Genomic DNA, 13813 nt, shown 5'->3' on the forward strand with positions numbered 1-13813 from the left:
CCGCCGCGTAACACGCCCGTCGCACGATGAACCCCATGACGGGCATCACGGCGGACACGGAGGCGAGCGCGGCGGCGGGGGCGAACACGACGGGGACGGCGAACGCGGCGGCGGGGGCAGGGGCGACGGCCACGGGGGCGGATCGCACCACAGAGACCCACTGCCCGTACTGCGCGCTCCAGTGCGGGATGGGCCTGCGGCCCGCGCCTGGGGCGGCGGGCGGGCTCGAGGTGGTGGAGCGGACCGCGTTCCCGGTGAACCGCGGCGCGCTGTGCGGCAAGGGCCGCACCGCCCCCGCCGTGCTGGCCACCGGGGCACGGCTGACCGGGCCCCTGGTGCGGCGCGGGGGCGAGCTGGTCCCCGCGGAGTGGGACGAGGCCCTGGACCGGGTCGCGGAGGGGCTGGCCGCGGTCCGCGAACGACACGGGCCCGACGCGGTGGGGGTCTTCGGCGGCGGAGGGCTGACGAACGAGAAGGCGTACGCGCTCGGCAAGTTCACGCGGCTGGTGCTCGGCAGCTCGCAGATCGACTACAACGGCCGGTTCTGCATGTCGTCGGCGGCCGCGGCCGGGACGCGGGCGTTCGGGATCGACCGGGGGCTGCCGTTCCCGCTGGCCGACATCCCGCGCACCGGCTGCGTCCTGCTGGTCGGGTCCAACCTCGCCGAGACGATGCCGCCCGCGCTGCGCTACCTCACCGAGCTGCGGGAGAACGGCGGCACGCTGATCGTCGTCGATCCGCGGCGGACCCGCACGGCCGAGCAGGCGGATCTGCACCTCGCGCCGCGGCCTGGGACGGATCTGGCGCTGGCGCTCGGGCTGCTGCACCTGGTGGTGGCGGAGGGGCGCACGGACGAGGCGTTCATCGGGGAGCGGACGACGGGGTGGGAGGAGGCGCGCGCGGCGGCGATGGCGCACTGGCCCGAACTGGTGGAGCGGATCACGGGGGTGCCCGTTCCGCTGCTGCGCGCGGCGGCGCGGATGTTCTGCGCGCCCGAGGCCGCGATGGTGCTGACGGCGCGCGGGCCCGAGCAGCAGTCCAAGGGAACGGACACGGTCGGCGCGTGGATCAACCTCTGCCTCGCGACCGGCAGGGCTGGGAGAGCGCTTTCCGGGTATGGCTGTCTCACCGGGCAGGGCAACGGGCAGGGCGGGCGCGAGCACGGGCAGAAGGCCGACCAGCTGCCGGGCTACCGGATGCTGGCCGACCCGGACGCGCGCGCCCATGTGGCCGGGGTGTGGGGCGTCGACCCCGACACGCTGCCGGGCCCCGGGCGCAGCGCCTACGAACTCCTCGACGCGCTCGGCCGGGACACCCCCGACGGGGTGCGGGCGCTGCTGCTGATGGCATCCAATCCGGTCGTCTCGGCGCCGCGCGCCGCGCATGTGGAGGAACGGATGCGGGCGCTCGACTTCCTGGCCGTGTGCGACGTGGTGCTGTCGGAGTCGGCGCGGCTCGCGGACGTGGTACTCCCGGTGACGCAGTGGGCGGAGGAGACGGGGACGCTGACGAATCTGGAGGGCCGGGTGCTGCTGCGCCGCAAGGCCGTCGACCCGCCGCCCGGGTGCCGGAGCGATCTGGAGGTGCTGCGGGGGCTGGCGGCGCGACTGGGGTGGGAGAGCGGTTTCCCGGCCGAGCCCGAGAAGGTCTTCGACGAGCTGCGGCGGGCCTCGGCCGGGGGCAAGGCGGACTATTCGGGCATCACCTATGCCCGGATCGCGCGGGAGGACGGGGTGTTCTGGCCGTGCCCGGCGACGGAGGGCGTGGTGGGAGACGGGTCGGGCGCGGGAGACGGGTCGGGCTTGGAGAGCGCTCACCACCGGGAGAGCGCTCACCCGCAGGAAGACGCTCACCGTTTGGAGAGCGCTCTCCCAGCAGAGAACGTTCACCCGAGGGAGAACGTTCACCCGGGGACGCCGCGCCTCTTCCTCGACCGGTTCGCGACGCCGGACGGGCGGGCGCGGTTCGCGCCGGTGAGCCACCGGGCCTCGGCGGAGGAGCCGAGCGAGGAGTACCCCCTGCTGCTCACCACGGGGCGGGTGCTCGCGCAGTACCAGTCGGGGGCGCAGACGCGGCGGGTGGGCGAGCTGAACGCCGCCGCGCCCGGCCCGTTCGTCCAGCTGCACCCCCGGCTCGCGGAACGGCTCGGCGCGGGCGAGGGCGACCGGCTCGCGGTGATCTCGCGGCGTGGCCGGGCGGTGGCACCGGCGCGGATCAGTGGGGACATCAGGCCGGACACCGTTTTCATGCCGTTCCACTGGCCGGGTGAGGGGCGCGTCAACACGGTCACCAACCCGGCGCTCGATCCGGTGTCGCGCATGCCGGAGTTCAAGGTGTGCGCGGTCCGGGTGGAGCGGGCCGAACCGGGGCCCGAGACCGACGGCGGGGCCGCGTAGCCGAGTTGCGGGGCGCCCGCCACCCGGCAGCATGGGGACATGACTGATCTGAACCAGGGCGTGATCGGGCTGCCCGAGCTGGCCGACGCGCATCTCGCGCTCGCGCGGGACAACGAGCACGGCCGTAGCGCCCATCTGTTCCTGCACGACGGCCCGTTGCGGCAGAGCGTGATCGCGCTCGTCGGCGGCGCCGAGCTCGAGGAGCACAACGCGCCTCCGGCGGCCAGCCTCCACGTGTTGAGCGGGCGGGTGCGGCTGCTCTCCGAGCCGGGCGACGCGGAGCTGGTGAGCGGCCAGGTGATGCGGATCCCACAGCTGCGCCACGGGCTGATGGCGCTCGACGACTCGGTGATCGTGCTGACCTCGGTGACGGCGACGCCCGAGCCGGTCGTCGTGAACGACACGCGGCGCGGCCCGGGCAAGGGGAACGACGACACCCCCCTCTGACGGCGACGCCCCCTCTCGGGAAGCGCTCTCCCAACGCCCCGCCCGCCCGGAACCGCCCCGCCCGGGACCGCCGAGCACCGAACACCCAGCGCCGAGCACCGAACACCGGGCACCCGGCACCCAGCACCCAGCACCCAGCGCCGGGTCCCCGGGCCGAGGAGCACTCGGCCTCAGGAGTGCCGCCGATGGCCCGGGGTAGGCGCGCCAGGGCAGGAGGACGCACGAGTGGCGGGCGCGCGACACCCGCGCGGCGCGAAAAGGGGCGAGGGCCATGGGTTGGCGAGGGGACGACGAGCTGGGGCTGTTGAGCCGCCTCGACCGGCGGGTCTTCGACCGGGTCGCCTCCGCCCACCCACCGGGTGTGCAGACGGTGCTGCCCGCGCTGAGCCACGCGGCGGACCACGGGCGGCTGTGGTTCGCGACGGGCTCGGCCATGGCCGTGTTCGGCGGGCGGGCCGGGCGGCGGGCGGCGTTGCGCGGGGTGGCGGCGTTGACGCTGGCGTCGTTCGCGACCAACACGATCATGAAGTACGCGCTGCGCAGGCAGCGCCCGTTGATCGACGCGGTGCCGCTCGCGCGCAGGCTGGCGCGGCAGCCGTTGACCAGCTCGTTCCCCTCGGGCCACGCGGCCTCGGCCGCCGCGTTCGCCACGGGGGTCGCCCTGGAGTCGCAGCGGTACGGGGCCGCTGTGGCGCCGGTGGCCGCGGCGGTCGCGGCCTCGCGGGTGTATGTCGGCGTGCACTACCCGTCGGACGTGATGGCGGGCGCGGTGCTCGGCGTGGGCGCGGCGATGGCGACCGGGCACTGGTGGCCGCGCCGCCCGGCGCCCGCGCAGCGGGTGCACCACCGCGCCGAGGCGCCCGCGCTCCAGGACGGGGCGGGCCTGGTCGTGGTGGTCAACGACGGTGCGGGGCCCGGCGCTGCGGCCGCGGACGAGGACCGGCTGCGGATGGTGCTGCCACGCGCGGAGATTGTTCAACGATCCAACGATGAGGATCTGGTGGCTCTGCTGGACGACGCGGCGCGGCGGGCGGCGCGCGCCGGGGGCGCGTTGGGCGTCTGCGGGGGCGACGGCAGCGTGAACGCGGCGGCGGCGAGCGCGGTGGAACACCGGGTGCCGCTCGCGGTCTTCCCCGGCGGCACGCTCAACCACTTCGCGCTCGACACCGGCATACAGACCTTCGAGGACACGGCCGCCGCGCTCCGCAAGGGCGACGCGATCTCCGTCGACCTGAGCCGGGTGCGCCCGGTCGGCGGCGCGGAGGGTCCGACGCGGCACTTCCTCAACACGTTCAGCCTTGGCCTCTACCCCGAAGTCGTCCGCGCCCGCGCGTCGTTGGAGCGGCGCATCGGCAAGTGGCCTTCGGCAGCGGTCTCGTTGGCCCGGGTGCTGCGCAACGGGCGCCCCGTGGACGTTGAATTGAACGGGTACCCCCACCGGCTGTGGCTGCTGTTCGCGGGGAACGGCCTCTACTCCCCCGAGGGCTTCGCCCCCTCGCACCGCACCCACCTGGACGACGGGCTGCTCGACGTCCGCCTGGTGTCCGCGGACCGGCCGCTGGCCAGGACGCGCGTGGTGTGCTCGGCGCTGACCGGGACGCTGGCCCGCTCGCGCGTGTACGCGGCGACCCGGGTGCCGCATCTGCACCTGGGGGGCCTGGGCGAGGGCGGCTCCCTGGCGTTCGACGGCGAGACGGGCCCGGCCCCGGCGTCGTTGCTGCTCGAGAAGGTGCAGGGCCGCCTGACGGTCTACCGCCCGGTGCGCTCGGGCGACGAGGAGCTGCGCCCGCTGCCCGCGCCGTTGACCTGAGCGGCGCCGCCCCGCGCGCGGTGCTCGCTCGGGCTGATGCCGCGCTCCCGCTTGAACGCCGTGCTCAACGCGAACGCGCTGCCGTACCCCACGCGGCGGGCGACGGCCTCGAGTGTCATGTCCGGGTCGCGCAGCAGCTCGGCGGCCATCCGGAGCCGCCAGCCGGTGAGATACGCCATCGGCGGCTCGCCGACCAGCTCGGTGAAACGGCGGGCCAGCGCCGCGCGCGAGACCCCGGCCCCCGCGGCGAGGCCCCCGACGGTCCACGGGTGCGCGGGGTGGTCGTGGATCTGCCGCAGCGCGTGGCCGACCACGGGGTCGCCGTGCGCGCGGTACCACGCGGGCGCCTCCGCCTCCGGCTGCGCGAACCACGCGCGCAGCGCCGAGATCAGCAGCAGGTCGAGCAGCCGGTCGAGGAGCACCTCCTGCCCGGGCTCGTCCTTGACGATCTCGCTGGACAGCAGCCCGAGCAGCGGCCCGTCCCAGGCGCCGCGGCGCGGCACGAGCACCCGGGGCAGGGCGCGCAACAGCCGTGCGCCGACCTCGAGATGGAGCTGGTACGTGCCGATCAGCAGCTCGGTCCCGCCCTCCGGGTCCGTGCCCCAGGTGCGCACGCCCAGGTCGAGCGCCTCACACAGGTCGGTGCCGTCGGGGCCGACGCTGCACCCGCCGGGCAGCACCCGCGCCGACGGCGGGGTGTCGGGGTCGTCGGCGACGGTGTAGGGCTCGGGGCCGCGCACCACCGCGATGTCCCCGGCGGCGAGGCGCACCGGGCAACCGCTCTCCGGAACGATCCACGCATGGCCGCGCGTCACGCACGCCACGGTCAACGGCGCCTCGTCGCACACCCGGATCCCCCAGGGCGCGCTGAGCACGGCGCGCAACAGGAAGGCGCCCCGCGCGCGGGGGCCGTCGAGGAGGCTGGTCAGCGCGTCCATGCCACGAGCGTAGACGCACGCGCATGCGCGTGAGCCTGACGGCGATGGCCGGGCGGGCGCCGCTCCGGTGGACTCGGGGGCACGGACGCGGGGCATGAACGCGGCACCCGCCGCGCACCCTCGACGGAATCAGCGGGAGAGCGGCTTCCACGATGCATGAGACGCCTGACACGACGAACGACACCAGCGCCGACGGCAGCCCCAACGCCAGCGGCAACGGCGACGGCGACGGCAGCCCCAACGCCAGCGGCAACGACAGCGCCAACGGCAACCGCGCCATCGCGGCCGAGCGGGTCCTGGTCCTGGGCGGCACCGGCAAGAGCGGCAGGCGCGTCGCGCGGCGGCTGCCCGGCGCGCGGATCGGCTCGCGCGCCGGAACCCCGCCGTTCCGGTGGGAGGACCCCACCACCTGGGGGCCGGTGCTCGAGGGGATGGAGGCCGTGTTCCTGTGCTACGTGCCCGACGCCGCGGCCCCTGGGGCGCCCGAGACGATCGGCGCGTTCTCCGAGCTGGCCGTGGCCAGGGGCGTGCGCCGACTGGTGCTGCTCTCGGGCCGGGGCGAGGAGCGCACGGTCGAGTCGGAGCGGGCGATGCGGCGGGCGGGCGCGGAGTGGACGGTGCTGCGCGGCAGTTGGTTCGCCCAGAACTTCAGCGAGGACTTCCTCCTGGACGCGGTCCTCGGCGGCGAGGTGGTGCTGCCCGCCGCGCCGGGGGTGGCGGAGGCGTTCCTCGACGCGGAGGACATCGCGGACTGCGCGGTCGCGGCGCTCACCGGCCCCGGGCACGCGGGGCGGGTGTACGAGCTGACCGGGCCCCGGCTGCTGACGTTCGACGAGGCGGTGGGCGAGATCGGCGCGGCGATCGGGCGCGACGTGCGGTTCCGGGCGGTGCCGCGGGGGCGTTACGCCGAGATCCTGGCCGGGGCCGGGATGCCGCCCGAGGTGGTGGCGCTGCTGACCGAGGTGTTCGGCGCGGTGCTCGACGGGCGCAACGCCCACCTCACCGGCGACGTGGCCGCGATCCTGGGCCGGGCGCCGCGCGACTTCTCCGCCTATGTGGCCGAGGCCGCGGCCACCGGCGCCTGGGGAGAGCGCTCTCCCACCCCGTCGGCACCCAGAGCGCCACGCGGAGAGCGCTCTCCCATCCCGCCGACGCTCAACGGGCCGCGTGGAGAGCGCTCTCCCCGCCCTTCGGCGCTCAACGGGTCGCCCATGGACGGGCGTTGAGACGGCGATCGCGGCCGTTCACCAGACGTCACCGTCGCGCCAGTCGCACACCAGCTCCCCCGCGATGTCCAGGCGCGCCGTCACCGGCAGGACGTACACCCCGTCGTCCTCCTCCTCGGTGCGCACTATGCCCAGCGGGGTCAGCGCGAACGTCGGCCCCTGCCACGAGAGCCAGCCGCGCGACGCGTACAGGGGGCGGGCCGACTCGGTCGCGGAGAGCGCTCCCAGGTCGTATGCGCCACGGATAACCCGCTCCAACGCCGCCATCAACGCCGCGCCATGGCCCCGGCCCCGCTGATCGTGGCGCACCCCGACGCCCTCGACATAGCCCGTGCGCAGCGAGCGGCCCCCGTGCAGGACCCGGCGCTGGACGACCGACGCATGGCCGACCAACTCCCCGTCCACATAGGCCAGGGCGTGCATCCCGCCCAGGGCGTGCTCCCAGTCGAGGTCGCCCAGGTCGCCGTCGAACGCCCGATGCAGGAGAGCGCGTACCGCGGCGAGGGTGGTGGGGGCGAGATCGGCGGTGTGGGCGGTGCGCACCTCGGTCATGGGGATCATTCCTTGCGGCGGAGCGGGGTGGGTCGGCCGACGGCTGCCGACGCGGGACGGCCGGGAGCGCGGGCGGCTTCGAGCGGTGCCAGCTCCTCGGGGGGCAGGTGCTCGGGGGGCAGGTGCTCGGAGGCGCCGGAGTGGGACGGGGCGTGGAGGGCACGGACTTCGACGAGCCATGTGCCAGGGGCGGTGCTCCCGGCGAACGCGGCGAGGCGGGTGGGTGAGGCGTCGGGGTCGGCGTGGGCGTCGGGGGTGTGGGGGGCGTCGGGGTGGGCGATGAGGGCTTCGCGGGAGAGGGGCGTGGCGCGATCGGCGGGGATCCCCTTGGCGTCCGTGAACCCCTCGACGATCGACTCCGACCCTATCCGGCCGAAGTTGATCGGAGGCAGCTCGAACGGCGCGGCCCGCGGCCGGGCGGTGCCGACGATGAAGGTGAGGGGTGTGGAGCCCGAGGAAGTCCGCACGGGCGCAGCGTATCCGGCTCACAGCCCGAGAGAGGCGGTGCTGAGCGCAGCGTTGCCCAGGAGAAACGGCAGTGATGCCGACGGGTAACAGCGCCGCCGCACGCTCGGGGCATGGCTGGTGGGTCGGTGGACACGCGCGTGGTGGTCGTGGGCGGCGGAATGGCCGGTGCGCGGCTCGCGCGGCAGCTCGGCGCCGCGCCGGGCACCGCGGTGACGGTGCTCGCCGAGGAGCCGCACCCCGCGTACAACCGGGTGCTGCTCGCCGAGGTGCTGGCCGGGCGCTACCCGGCCGAGGTCATCGCCCTCCCCCGGCCCGGCGCGCACGTCGTATGGCGGGCCGGAACGCGGGTGGCGCGAATCGACCGCGCCGCGCGGGCAGTTGAGTGTGCCGACGGGACGCGGCTCGACTATGACGCCCTGGTGCTTGCCACGGGGTCGCACCCCGTACTGCCGCCGTTGCGGGGGCTGTTGCCGCCGGGCGGCGGCGAACTCCCGGACGGCGTACACCCGTTCCGCACGCTGGACGACTGCCTGGCGCTGCGCAGCGCGGTGTCGGCCGCGGGCCCCGCGCCCCGGGCGGTGGTGATCGGCGGCGGGCTGCTCGGCGTCTCGGCCGCCCGCGCGCTGGCCGAGCTCGGCGCCCATGTCGTGCTCGCCCACCAGGGGGAGCACCTGCTCGAGCGCCATGTCGACCCGGACGCGGGCGCGTTGCTGCGCGACCACCTGGCCGCCAGGGGCGTCGAGGTGCACACGGAGTGCCGGGCGCGGGGCGTGGTGACGGCGCGGGGAACGCACCGGGTGACGGGTGTGCGGCTGGCCGACGGCTATGCGCTCGACGCCGAACTCGTCGTGCTCGCCTGCGGGGTGCGGCCCCGCGTCGGCCTGGCGCGCGCGGCCGGGCTTGCCCTCGGGGCTCGGGGCGGGATCGTCGTCGACGACCGGCTGCGCTGCCCGGACGACCCGCGCGTGTACGCCGTGGGCGACTGCGCCGAGCACCGCGGGGTGTTGCACGGCCTGGCGGGGGCGGCGCAGGACCAGGCCGATGTGCTGGCCAGAGGGCTCGGCGGCGACCCGGACGCCCGCTACGGGGGAACGCGCGCGCTGGTGCGCCTCACGCTCCCCGAACGCGAGGAACGGGCCGGGCGGGACGAACTCGGCTTCGGCCCCCTGGACTTGGCGGCGTTCGGGGAGACCTCGCCCGCCCCGGGCGACGACGTGGTGCGCCTCGCGGACGCCACGCGCGGCGCCTACCGCAGGATCGTCGTCCGCGGCGACCGGCTGCGCGGCGGTGTGCTGCTCGGCGACCTGGGCGGGGTCGCCGCGCTCGCCGGCGCGTGGGAGAGCGACGAGGCCCTCCCCGCAAGCCCGTTGCTCCATCTGCTGACCCACGACGGAGGGTACTGAGCCATGGACCCCACCACACGCACTCCCACGATCGTGCTGATCGGCCATGGGATGGTCGGCCAGCGGTTCCTCGAGGAGCTGGCCGAGCGGGGGGTGAGCGGGCGGGCGCGCGTGGTCGTGCTGTGCGAGGAGCCGAGGCCCGCCTACGACCGGGTGCACCTCACCTCGTACTTCTCCGGCACGTCGCCGGACGAACTGTCCCTGTTGCCCGAGGGGTTCGCGGAGAAGCACGGCATCGAGCTGCGGGTGGGCGACCCGGCCGTCGCCGTGGACCGGGCGGCGCGGGTGGTGACGGCGCGCTCGGGGGCGTCGTTCGCCTACGACACGCTCGTGCTGGCGACGGGCAGCGTGCCGTTCGTGCCGCCCGTGCCGGGCCGGGACGCCGAGGGCTGCTTCGTCTACCGCACGATCGAGGACGTGTGCGCCATCGAGTCCTATGCGGCGGGCCGCCGCGCGGGCGTGGTGGTGGGCGGCGGGCTGCTCGGCCTCGAGGCCGCGGGAGCGCTCTCCGGGCTGGGGCTCGAGACGCATGTGGTGGAGTTCAACGAGCGGTTGATGGCGATCCAGGTGGACGAGGGCGGCGGCGCGGCGCTGCGGCGGACCGTCGAGAACCTCGGTCTGGTCGTGCACACGGGCGTCGGCGGCCAGGAGATCACCCGGGGCGCGGCGGGCGAGGTCACCGGGATAGCGCTCTCCAATGGCTCGACGGTGGCCGCCGACCTGGTGGTCTTCTCCGCCGGGGTGCGGCCCCGCGACCAGCTCGCCAGGGAGGCGGGCCTCGCGGTCGGCGAGCGCGGCGGCGTGGTCGTGGACGAGCGGTGCCGCACCGCCGACCCCGCGGTCTACGCGATCGGCGAGTGCGCCCGCGCGGCGGACGGCATGGTCTACGGCCTGGTCGCCCCTGGCTACGAGATGGCCGCGACCGCCGCCGACGCGATCGCCCGCGACCTGTCCCCCGAGCGGCTCCAACAGGCGGACGGCGCAACGGCGTTCACGGGCGCCGACACCTCGACCAAGCTCAAGCTGCTCGGCGTGGACGTGGCCTCGTTCGGCGACGCGCACGGCACCGCCGACGGCTGCCTCGACGTCGTCTACGCCGACTCGCGCTCGGGGGTCTACAAGAAGCTGGTGATCGGCCGCGACGGCACGCTGCTCGGCGGGGTGCTGGTCGGCGACGCGGAGTCGTACGGGCTGCTGCGGCCGCTGACCGGGAGCGTTCCGCCCGCCGCGCCCGAGCGCCTGGTGCTGCCCGCCGGTCTCGGCCCGCCCACCGCGCTCGGCCCCTCGGCGTTGCCCGACGAGGCGGTGGTGTGCAACTGCCACAGCGTCACCAAGGGCACCATCCGCGCGGCGGTCGCCGACGAGGGCCTCGCCACCGTTCCCGAGGTGAAGCGCTGCACCAAGGCCGGTACGGGCTGCGGCAGTTGTCTCAAGGTGCTGGGCCAGCTGGTGAACGACGAGCTGGCGGCGAGCGGGGTCGCGGTGGACACGGGTCTGTGCGGCTGCTTCGCGCACACCCGGCAGGAGTTGTACGAGATCGTGCGCGTCCGCCGGATCACCTCCTATCGGACGCTGTTGGACGAGCACGGCCGCGAGGGGGCGCGCGGCGGCGACGGCTGCGAGGTGTGCAAGCCCGCGGTGGCCTCCGTCATCGCCTCGCTTGCCCCGTCCATCGGCGCCGAAGGGCATGTGCTCGACGGCGAACAGGCCGCGCTCCAGGACACCAACGACCACTTCCTCGCCAACCTCCAGCGGAACGGCTCCTATTCGGTGGTCCCCCGCGTGCCGGGCGGCGAGATCACCCCGGAGAAGCTGATCGTGATCGGCGAGGTGGCAAGGGACTTCGGCCTCTACACCAAGATCACGGGTGGCCAGCGGATCGACATGTTCGGTGCCCGGGTGGATCAACTGCCGCGGATCTGGGCCCGGTTGGTCGATGCGGGTTTTGAGTCCGGGCACGCCTACGGCAAGGCGTTGCGCACGGTGAAGTCCTGTGTGGGCTCGACCTGGTGCCGCTACGGGGTGCAGGACAGCGTGCGGATGGCGATCGACCTTGAGCTGCGCTACCGGGGTCTGCGCTCGCCGCACAAGCTCAAGTCGGCGGTCTCCGGTTGCGCCCGCGAGTGCGCCGAGGCGATGGGCAAGGACTTCGGGGTGATCGCCACGGCCAACGGCTGGAACCTCTACGTCGGCGGCAACGGCGGCGCCACCCCGCGGCACGCCGACCTGCTGGCCCAGGACCTCTCGGACGCCGAACTGGTGCGGCTGATCGACCGGTTCCTGATGTTCTACATCCGCACCGCCGACCGCCTGGAGCGCACCTCGGTGTGGCTCGAGCGGATCGAGGGCGGCCTGGAGCATGTGCGGGACGTGGTGGTGCACGACTCCCTCGGCATCTGCGAGGAGTTGGAGGCGCTGATGGCGGCGCATGTCGCCGGCTACCGCGACGAGTGGGCCGAGGCGCTGGGCGATCCGGAGAAGCTGCGGCGTTTCGTGTCGTTCGTCAACGCCCCTGACGTGCCCGACCCGACCGTGCGGTTCGTGCCCGAACGCGACCAGCTCAAGCCCGACTTGACGCTCCTCACCCTCGACCCCCCGAAGCGGAGCGCGGCCCGATGACCACGGAGATCGAGACGAACGCGGAGATCGAGACGAACGCGGACACCCCGGCGAACGCGGACACCGCGCCGGACACCGAGTCCGTGGCGGGCGTGGGGGCCGGGGCGACCGTGCAGATCGAGGTGGCCGCGGGTGAGTGGCTGACGGTGTGCGGGCTGGCGGAGCTGACGCCGGGACGGGGCGTGGCCGCGCTGCTGCCCGACGGCAGCCAGGCGGCGGTCTTCCGGGATCGCCGAGGGCGCGTGCACGCGATCGGTAACCGCGATCCGTTCACCGGCGCCCAGGTCCTCTCCCGTGGCCTGATGGGCGGGGCGGGCAACGGGGGCCCGCCGTTCGTCGCCTCCCCGCTGCTCAAGCAGCGCTTCGACCTGACCACCGGCGCCTGCCTCGACGACCCGGACCCGGCCCGCGCGGTCCCGGTCTACCCGACCCGGCGCCGCTGAGCCCACGTCACCGACCCGATACCGCCCACCGATACCGAATCCCGATACCGACCCCGCGCATGCGAGAGGGCCGGGACCGCGTTCGCGGTCCCGGCCCTCGATGGGGATTACGTGGGTCGATTACTTCCAGGCGAGGCGGCCGCCCGCGCAGCCCGAGCCGAAGACGGGGTTGTCCTCGATGACTCCGGCGTAGATGCCGCAGGTGCCGAACTCGGCCGCGCCCGCGCTCGGGTCGGCGGTGTCGTCGCCCTTGTAGGCCAGGGCGCCACCGGCGCCGCCGACGATGATCGCGGCGGCCATGGCGCTGGCCGTGAGCACGGAACGGATACGCATGTCTGCTCCTCTTGGGGGGTGACGTGGGTCCACGAGCCGACGTGGATGCGCTGGCCCGTGCGCCATCGTGTGCATGGACGGGCGGCGTTCCCCCGGCAGCGCGCCGGGAACGACGTCGAACAGCGGACATGCGCTGTCGCCCACAGGTGTGGCTTCGGCTCAGCCCAGCGCGGCGAGGAGTTCGCGTTCCTTCGCGGCGCTCAGACCCGCCCTGCGCGGGTGGTGCAGACCCTGGGTGCGCGCCCACTCCAGCGTGTCGGCCAGCAGCTCGGCGCGCGGCCTGTGCGACAGGCCCGCCGCCCTGGCCGCCGCGCCCGTGCGGGCCGACCAGCCCTCCCAGCCGGGTTCGACCAGCCACATCGGCAGCGACTCAGGGCCCATGTAGGCGGCCACGCCCCGCTCCGCCAGCCAGGCCGCGTCGGCCGTCACCACCGGGCCCGTGTGCCCGCCGACGGCCCGGGAGAGCGCTATCCAATCCCCGAACGGCAGCATCGGGCCGACCGCGTCGAACGTCCCTGTGGTCCCGGCCTCGGCCGCGTCGAGCAGCCACGCGGCCAGGTCGCGCACGTCCACGACCTGCGTGGGCAGGCGTGGGGTGTCGGGCACCAGCATCGGCGCGCGCGGGTCACGGGCGGCGCGCGCGACCCAGTACCCCGACCTGCCGCTCGCGTCGCCAGGGCCGCCGATCAGGCCCGCGCGTGCGATGAGCAGCCGGTCGGCGGCGACCGCCTCGCAGGCGCGTTCGCAGGCGACCTTCGCGACCCCGTACTCCTCGCGCCCCGCCTCGCGCTCCCCCGTGGGCGCCAGCAGCGGCGTCGACTCGTCCACGTCGAGCAGGCCGTGTGACGCGTACGCGCTCACGGAGGACACATACGCCCAGTGCCCGGCCCGTTCGGCCAGGGCGGCGAGGGCGTCGGTGACGAAGCCCGGCTGCCACGACACCTCCACCACGGCGTCCCACTCCCGCGTGAGCACCGGCGCGTACGCCGAGCGCTCGCGCCGGTCCGCGGTCACCAGGCGCGCGCCGGGCGCGACCGGGCCGCTCTCGCCCCTGGCCAGACACGTCACCCCGTGGCCCCGCGCCAGCGCCTGCCGCGTCACCTCGCGGCCCAGCCACGCCGTTCCGCCGAGTATCAGAATCTCCATCCCCCCACCCAAGCACCCGGGGCCGGCCCACG

Annotated in this window: 12 protein-coding genes; 7 read left to right on the top strand and 5 right to left on the bottom strand. The window is 75.1% G+C overall.

All coding sequences use genetic code 11. The annotated features are described in order from the left end of the window. Positions 1–188 precede the first annotated feature (188 nt). The 3 genes from D7318_RS06930 (at position 189) to D7318_RS06940 (ending at position 4653) form a co-directional block, all read left to right on the top strand. Positions 189–2396 carry a molybdopterin oxidoreductase family protein gene (locus D7318_RS06930; protein ID WP_230423491.1) on the top strand — a complete coding sequence of 736 codons (2208 nt, stop codon included), beginning with the start codon at positions 189–191 and terminating at the stop codon, positions 2394–2396. A 39-nt stretch (positions 2397–2435) separates the two neighbouring features. After that, positions 2436–2843, top strand: a complete 408-nt coding sequence (locus D7318_RS06935) for a cupin domain-containing protein (protein ID WP_230423453.1) — start codon at positions 2436–2438, stop codon at positions 2841–2843. Positions 2844–3114: 271 nt separating this feature from the next. Further along, on the top strand, positions 3115–4653 hold the full coding sequence (locus tag D7318_RS06940) for a bifunctional phosphatase PAP2/diacylglycerol kinase family protein (RefSeq protein WP_120695969.1): 1539 nt from the start codon (positions 3115–3117) through the stop codon (positions 4651–4653). On the opposite strand, the gene D7318_RS06945 is transcribed toward D7318_RS06940, so the two are convergent. Beyond that, positions 4593–5591 carry an AraC family transcriptional regulator gene (locus D7318_RS06945; protein ID WP_120695970.1) on the bottom strand — a complete coding sequence of 333 codons (999 nt, stop codon included), beginning with the start codon at positions 5589–5591 and terminating at the stop codon, positions 4593–4595. The genes D7318_RS06940 and D7318_RS06945 overlap by 61 nt on opposite strands. A 152-nt stretch (positions 5592–5743) precedes the next feature. Between D7318_RS06945 and D7318_RS06950 the strand changes: the two genes are divergently transcribed. Next, entirely contained in the window at positions 5744–6817 is a 1074-nt protein-coding gene (locus tag D7318_RS06950; protein ID WP_230423455.1) for a Rossmann-fold NAD(P)-binding domain-containing protein, read from the top strand. An 18-nt stretch (positions 6818–6835) separates the two neighbouring features. On the opposite strand, the gene D7318_RS06955 is transcribed toward D7318_RS06950, so the two are convergent. Together D7318_RS06955 and D7318_RS32700 are read right to left on the bottom strand one after the other, a co-directional pair. Further along, positions 6836–7378: a GNAT family N-acetyltransferase gene (locus D7318_RS06955; RefSeq protein ID WP_408055453.1), complete on the bottom strand. Its 543-nt coding sequence runs from the start codon at positions 7376–7378 to the stop codon at positions 6836–6838. Then, positions 7375–7836 (bottom strand): hypothetical protein, encoded by a 462-nt coding sequence (locus D7318_RS32700; protein ID WP_183091270.1) that lies wholly within the window; start codon positions 7834–7836, stop codon positions 7375–7377. Before D7318_RS32700 ends, D7318_RS06955 begins: the two co-directional genes overlap by 4 nt. A 111-nt stretch (positions 7837–7947) precedes the next feature. Between D7318_RS32700 and D7318_RS06970 the strand changes: the two genes are divergently transcribed. Genes D7318_RS06970 through D7318_RS06980 form a run of 3 tightly spaced genes read left to right on the top strand, consistent with a single transcriptional unit; the run spans position 7948 to position 12302 of the window. Beyond that, positions 7948–9240, top strand: coding sequence for an NAD(P)/FAD-dependent oxidoreductase (locus D7318_RS06970; protein WP_120695974.1), 1293 nt, complete (start codon positions 7948–7950; stop codon positions 9238–9240). A gap of 3 nt (positions 9241–9243) precedes the next feature. Beyond that, complete coding sequence (nirB, locus tag D7318_RS06975; protein WP_120695975.1) at positions 9244–11859, top strand: nitrite reductase large subunit NirB; 2616 nt, start codon at positions 9244–9246, stop codon at positions 11857–11859. Continuing rightward, complete coding sequence (locus D7318_RS06980) at positions 11856–12302, top strand: nitrite reductase (NAD(P)H) small subunit (RefSeq protein WP_120695976.1); 447 nt, start codon at positions 11856–11858, stop codon at positions 12300–12302. The genes nirB and D7318_RS06980 overlap by 4 nt, the downstream gene beginning before the upstream one ends. A gap of 120 nt (positions 12303–12422) precedes the next feature. Here the strand turns inward: D7318_RS06980 and D7318_RS06985 are convergent, their stop codons facing one another. Together D7318_RS06985 and D7318_RS06990 are read right to left on the bottom strand one after the other, a co-directional pair. Then, the gene (locus tag D7318_RS06985; protein WP_120695977.1) at positions 12423–12635 is read right to left on the bottom strand and encodes a hypothetical protein; all 213 of its coding nucleotides are present in this window, start codon (positions 12633–12635) and stop codon (positions 12423–12425) included. 159 nt (positions 12636–12794) lie between these two features. Beyond that, positions 12795–13781 (bottom strand): NAD-dependent epimerase/dehydratase family protein, encoded by a 987-nt coding sequence (locus D7318_RS06990; protein WP_120695978.1) that lies wholly within the window; start codon positions 13779–13781, stop codon positions 12795–12797. Between the last annotated feature and the right edge of the window lie 32 nt (positions 13782–13813).

It is taken from the genome of Streptomyces radicis, assembly GCF_003626575.1.
Lineage (GTDB): Bacteria > Actinomycetota > Actinomycetes > Streptomycetales > Streptomycetaceae > Streptomyces > Streptomyces radicis.

Coding starts and splice junctions, on each gene's coding strand:
- D7318_RS06930 (WP_230423491.1), top strand. CDS start 189: ATGGGCCTGCGGCCCGCGCCTGGGGCGGCGGGCGGGCTCGAGGTGGTG.
- D7318_RS06935 (WP_230423453.1), top strand. CDS start 2,436: ATGACTGATCTGAACCAGGGCGTGATCGGGCTGCCCGAGCTGGCCGAC.
- D7318_RS06940 (WP_120695969.1), top strand. CDS start 3,115: ATGGGTTGGCGAGGGGACGACGAGCTGGGGCTGTTGAGCCGCCTCGAC.
- D7318_RS06945 (WP_120695970.1), bottom strand. CDS start 5,591: ATGGACGCGCTGACCAGCCTCCTCGACGGCCCCCGCGCGCGGGGCGCC.
- D7318_RS06950 (WP_230423455.1), top strand. CDS start 5,744: ATGCATGAGACGCCTGACACGACGAACGACACCAGCGCCGACGGCAGC.
- D7318_RS06955 (WP_408055453.1), bottom strand. CDS start 7,378: ATGATCCCCATGACCGAGGTGCGCACCGCCCACACCGCCGATCTCGCC.
- D7318_RS06970 (WP_120695974.1), top strand. CDS start 7,948: ATGGCTGGTGGGTCGGTGGACACGCGCGTGGTGGTCGTGGGCGGCGGA.
- nirB (WP_120695975.1), top strand. CDS start 9,244: ATGGACCCCACCACACGCACTCCCACGATCGTGCTGATCGGCCATGGG.
- D7318_RS06980 (WP_120695976.1), top strand. CDS start 11,856: ATGACCACGGAGATCGAGACGAACGCGGAGATCGAGACGAACGCGGAC.
- D7318_RS06985 (WP_120695977.1), bottom strand. CDS start 12,635: ATGCGTATCCGTTCCGTGCTCACGGCCAGCGCCATGGCCGCCGCGATC.
- D7318_RS06990 (WP_120695978.1), bottom strand. CDS start 13,781: ATGGAGATTCTGATACTCGGCGGAACGGCGTGGCTGGGCCGCGAGGTG.